This is a genomic window from Acinetobacter sp. NIOH-H-8 (genome assembly GCF_046635365.1).
Taxonomy (GTDB): Bacteria; Pseudomonadota; Gammaproteobacteria; order Pseudomonadales; family Moraxellaceae; genus Acinetobacter.
Genome location: NZ_JBHDVN010000089.1, coordinates 1 through 5,215, shown reverse-complemented (window position 1 = coordinate 5,215; position 5,215 = coordinate 1). Strand labels below are relative to the sequence as shown.

The 5,215-nt window shown below is 43.8% G+C and carries 3 protein-coding genes and 2 pseudogenes; 1 reads left to right on the top strand and 4 read right to left on the bottom strand.

All coding sequences use genetic code 11. The features are described from left to right. Positions 1 to 206: pseudogene (locus tag ACEWB7_RS16880) on the top strand (IS4 family transposase); the annotation flags it as partial. Positions 207 to 213: 7 nt separating this feature from the next. On the opposite strand, the pseudogene ACEWB7_RS16875 reads toward ACEWB7_RS16880, so the two are convergent. From ACEWB7_RS16875 to ACEWB7_RS16860, 4 genes and pseudogenes are all read right to left on the bottom strand, one after another. Next, positions 214 to 450: pseudogene (locus ACEWB7_RS16875) on the bottom strand (PAAR domain-containing protein); the annotation flags it as partial. A 146-nt stretch (positions 451 to 596) separates the two neighbouring features. Next, a complete protein-coding gene (rapA, locus tag ACEWB7_RS16870; protein WP_034702909.1) occupies positions 597 to 3,434 on the bottom strand; it encodes an RNA polymerase-associated protein RapA in 2,838 nt (945 codons plus the stop codon). A gap of 143 nt (positions 3,435 to 3,577) precedes the next feature. Further along, positions 3,578 to 4,174 carry an RluA family pseudouridine synthase gene (locus ACEWB7_RS16865; protein WP_306670405.1) on the bottom strand — a complete coding sequence of 199 codons (597 nt, stop codon included), beginning with the start codon at positions 4,172 to 4,174 and terminating at the stop codon, positions 3,578 to 3,580. A 178-nt stretch (positions 4,175 to 4,352) separates the two neighbouring features. Next, complete coding sequence (locus ACEWB7_RS16860) at positions 4,353 to 5,063, bottom strand: phosphopantetheine-binding protein (RefSeq protein ID WP_034702906.1); 711 nt, start codon at positions 5,061 to 5,063, stop codon at positions 4,353 to 4,355. Positions 5,064 to 5,215: the final 152 nt, after the last annotated feature.

The following is a 5,215-nucleotide window of genomic DNA, read 5'->3' as shown; positions in this document are numbered from 1 at the left end:
CAATTCAGACACAAATCTGGATTGCGATGATCGCCTATTTATTGGTGAGTTTCGCTCAACATTTAGGAAAAACAGGTTGGACAGTTCAACGTTTACTCAGAATAATTCAAGTGAATTTGTTTGAAAGGAGAACTTTAAAAACTTTATTTTCATCCGATAAAATACCCATAAAACAAGAGGAAGCTCAAATGAGCTTCCTCTTGTGAAAAATTGTGGGACAGCAATGGCTCCACAACTGGCTTTATCTCCAGCAATGATTACAGCCCTACCTTTGATTATTGTAGATAAATCACTAGCAATAGCTGTCACGGTAGTTTGACACTTGGGACAGTAATGCTTCATGCCATTCAGATGCACCGCCATTCCGTTAATTAAAAAAGAACTTTCACTTTCAGTGACCATACCGCCATGGCTGGTTTTTGCGCCAATAGTGATCAATGCTTTGGACATGATATTTTATTTCTTATTCTTAGAGGTGCTGATTTTAAACAATACAGAAAATATCAGCTAGCACAGCCCGACCAAAAGCTCAATCATGACTTTAATTCCAGCCATAAAAAAGCAGCCCGAAAGCTGCTTTCATAATTCATTAGATCTTATGGCTTAACCACGACCATTACTTGAATCGCTTCAGGTGTTACAGATAAACCTTCTAACAAACTCAAGCCTTCTTTTTGCAGCTTCTGTAAACGTGCGATTTCATCTTCACGGATACTTGGGTTGAACTGTTTCAGGTAAGTCAGACGGTCAATTTCATACTGCCATTTATTGCCATACGCTTCTTTAGCCTGCTGCCTGAAGTTTGGCAATGCTGAACGAGCTAATTCCAATGCCTGTTGATAACGCGCTTCAATCACTTCACGGCGTGCTTTCACCACCTGACGGCAGCTATTGCCATCTAAATGATGTAGATATGGTTTCAGGATTTCAGGCGCAATCTTCTGAGACAGATCCTGACCTTTTTCACTCAGCAATACACGGATCAGCTGCTGTGGCAAGCTTGACGGTAAGTTCAGTGCTTTTGGTGCAACCACATCAACCTTGAACCACACTTCCATCAATACAGAACCTTGTGGCAATGCTGCAGACTTTAAGACCGCAACGTTGGTACTACCAAAGCCCTGAGTATTGATCATTTCCATCACGCTTTCAGTGAATGGATGCTCTAAAGTTAGATATTGAGCATCTTCACGGATCTGAGCCTGGTCACGATAGAAGGTGGCTGTCATACCCTCTTCATCCAGGGTCAAACCTTGTACCTGCATCTGATCCGTTGGCTTGATGATCACCGTACCATTGCTTTGCTCATCAAAGTCGATATTGGTCGATGCCATAAAACGCTTCATGAACATTGGCAAGGTGGTATTGTCATCATAGTCTTCAAGCGCATTAACAATTTCCTGTGCCACGACGGGGCGGCAAGAATTGTACTCAAGCAGACGGTCACGACCTTCCTGCAACTCGGCTTCAAGCGCTTCACGTTGTACGCTAACTTCTTCCAGCAGATCTTCAAATTCCTGACCTTTATCTGCCAGCAAGCAATCTTTCAGGGCAACAATAAAGTTTTCTTGCAGCGTTTGCGCCGTTGGAGAAATGTTGCTGAAAATATTCAGCGCTTCGTTATACCAACGGAACATACGCTCCTGCGCAGTACCCACCAGATAAGGCACATGAATCTGGATACGGTTTTCCTGACCGATACGATCCAGACGACCAATACGCTGTTCCAAAACATCCGGATTGGCCGGTAAGTCAAACAGGATCAAGTCTGATGCAAACTGAAAGTTACGGCCTTCTGAACCGATTTCAGAACATAACAGAATCTGTGCACCATAAGATTCTTCAGCAAAATAAGCTGCTGCCTGGTCACGTTCCAAAAGACTCATGCCTTCATGGAACATGGCAGTACGGATACCTGCATGCAGACGTAATACATTTTCCAGTGCTTCAACCACTGGACCACTACGGGCAATCAGTAATACTTTTTTGTGTTTCAGATCAGTACGCAGCTTTTCCATCAACCACATTACACGCGGATCGGTTTCCATCCACGAGCCATCAAGTTGAGATTCTTCCGGCCACATCTGTTCACGTAGTTTGCCATCTTTAGACCAGTTTTCTGGCGCTGGCAATGGTGCTGGCTGACAGTCACGACCCGGGAAGCCCTGAATCGCTTCACGTGTGTTACGAAACAGGATACGACCCGTACCATGACGGTCCAATAATTCATGAATGGCACGGAAACGTTGCTCTGGGGTATCTTCAATCGCATGACCAAGCAAGCTTTCAATCGCAGTGAAATGCTCAGCTTCCAGTGGAAGGTCTGACATCAGTACTTCAGCGATTTTAGCAGTATGCTGATACTGCTCTTCTTCATCCAGGAAACGGTCCAATGAACTGAAACGTTGCGGATCAAGTAAACGTAGACGTGCAAAGTGAGATTCCACACCGAGCTGTTCAGGTGTTGCAGTCAATAACAATACGCCCGGTGTTTTCTCTGCCAGCTCTTCGACCAGATCATAACGATCATTGCCGCCTTCTTCCTCAGACCACATCAGGTGATGCGCTTCATCGACAACCAACAGGTCAAAGCCCGCTTCAATCGCCTGTTCGCGTAGATCTTCGTGATCCACCATCAAGTCCACAGAAGCAATAATGCGCTGTTCGGTCAGGAATGGATTTAGTTCAGGATCATGCTCTTTGATCGATGCAGTACGAGCCAAATCAAATAGGGAGAATTCAAGATTGAAACGACGGCGCATCTCAATCATCCACTGATATTGCAGTGAATCCGGGACCAAGATCAGAATACGTTCAGAACGGCCAGTTTTAAGTTGCTGATGAATGATCAGACCTGCTTCGATGGTTTTACCCAAGCCTACTTCATCGGCCAGTAAAACACGCGGCGCGAAACGCTGACCGACTTCATGTGCGATATACAACTGGTGTGGAATCAGACCCACACGCGAACCGACCAAGCCACGCAATGGACTGGTTTGCATATTGGCTTGCATCAGCAAGGCTTCAATACGCAGGTCATACCACTCTTTATAGTCAATCTGGCTAGCCAGTAAACGATCTAAAGGTTTAGACAACTGGATCGTTGCACCTACACGGGTTTCATTTAAAGCTTTACGTTCTTCTGTACCATCTTCAAGAGTACGAACCACGTGATAACGCACTACACCATTGCGGTCTTCAACTGACTCAACGGTCCAGATCGTACCTTCCTGATCTTGCAGTTCGTCATTCGCATTAAATACGATACGAGATAAGGGTGCGTTACTGCGAGCATAGACGCGAGTTTCATCGCTTTTTGGGAATAAAATGCTGACCGATCGCTCATCAACATCAATGAGAACCCCTAAACCGAGTTCTGTTTCAGTATCTGATAACCAACGTTGACCAATAGCAAATTGCTGCAATTTTTCCACCTTTATCTTAAGTACAAGATTATGAATATCAGGCTCAATCACGAAACGTCATTTGAGCAAAATTTCACACCTTCAAGCAATGTATTTTGACATAAAGCCCACTAAAAAGTGAGCATAATTCACGTCGATTAAACAAGTATTTCCTAGAATTCAGCCGGACAATTAAATTCAACTAACTGTTGTGTTTTAGGATGATAAAAACTTAAACGCTCGGCATGTAAGCATAGACGCGGACTAAGCTGTTGCTGCTCTGGCGTTGCATACAAGGTATCGCCAATAATCGGATGCCCGAGATATTGCATATGTACACGGAGCTGATGTGAACGACCGGTAATCGGAGTCAGTTTCACCCGAGTCACAGCTTGCCTCTGAATTTCAAAATGTTCGATGGCCTGCCATTCTGTAATTGCCGGCTTATTATGATTCGGTTCAGCAATATGCAGTGGTGGACGGCTTGGATCGTAAATGACAGGCACATCAACTGTACCCTTGCCTTCTAATGTTCCAGCCACGATGGCTTGATAGGTTTTATCGGTTTGGCGTTCCTGGAACTGGCGGGAGATGGATTTTTGCCCTTCACGGCTTAAGGCAAATACTAAAATACCGGAAGTGTCTCGATCCAGGCGATGGATCAGCAAAGTTTTAGGTTCTAATTTGATGAGGCGATTGATCAGGCAATCTTGTAAATCTTCTGTTTTACCGGGCACTGTGAGTAAGCCTGCAGGCTTATGGATGACCATAAAATCTTCATCACGATGTATCAGATATTCGGTTAGAAAATTACTCAAAGTTCAATCCCACGCTGATCGCGAAAAACAAGGCGGCCATAATAGAAAGCTTGAGTGATAATTACAATGCGCATTTATGTAAATGGCGATGAAATTTCCGATTATTTTAAGAAAATTACCCAATTAGCGATTATCGACGTGCAGATTGCATTACAAAGCTCACTAAATCATGTAATGACGGGTGTTCCAGCACATCTTCATAACGCAGATCAGCACCATGCGCACGCCATGTGCCAACCAGACTGACTACTGCTACAGAGTCCAGTCCATACTGCTTTAAATCAGCATAAGGATCAATTTCCAGCGCATCTATATTCAGCTGTTCAGCTACTGCTAACATGATGCCTTTGGTTGACAATACATATTCTGACGGCGCACTTAAGTTCCACAATCGGGTCAGACTATAGCTGTTCATATGATGCAAACCTTGTGCCACTACATTCTCAATCCACTGGATATGCTGTTCCTGACTAGGCATCAAAATTGCATCATTAATTATGCAAATTTGGTCTGTCACACTTTGCAGATGTGGCAGGATCTGTTTCAGCATCGGTGTGATTTGTCCGGCAAAAATCAGTTGAGGATGAGTTGAAGCATATTCTCCAAGTTGCTGCATGCCTTGAATCAGGTCATCGCCATATAGGTCGACAATGGGAATATCCAGTGCTTTAGCTTTATTGCTGATCTGAATCAGATTATTCATCAGCTCAGACTCTTGAATCCCGGCCTGCATTCTTAAATTATGCAGCCTAACCAAGACCAAAACTGAATCTGCAGCAGCAAGCTGCCATTTGGCTTGAGATGGAGCAATTTGAATTTTTCTGGGCATTGTATAGAGCATGGGAGTTTTATCTATTTAGCTTATTACCCGAATCGCGGATAAAAAATTGACTTGAAAAATAAGAGGACTAGAGCCATCAGTTGAGTTACCACACAAAACTTAAAACTCTAGTCCCGATGTTTAATAGTACCGAATTATTTTGCGTAATTGAT

Coding starts and splice junctions, on each gene's coding strand:
- ACEWB7_RS16865 (WP_306670405.1), bottom strand. CDS start 4,174: ATGGTCATCCATAAGCCTGCAGGCTTACTCACAGTGCCCGGTAAAACA.
- ACEWB7_RS16860 (WP_034702906.1), bottom strand. CDS start 5,063: ATGCTCTATACAATGCCCAGAAAAATTCAAATTGCTCCATCTCAAGCC.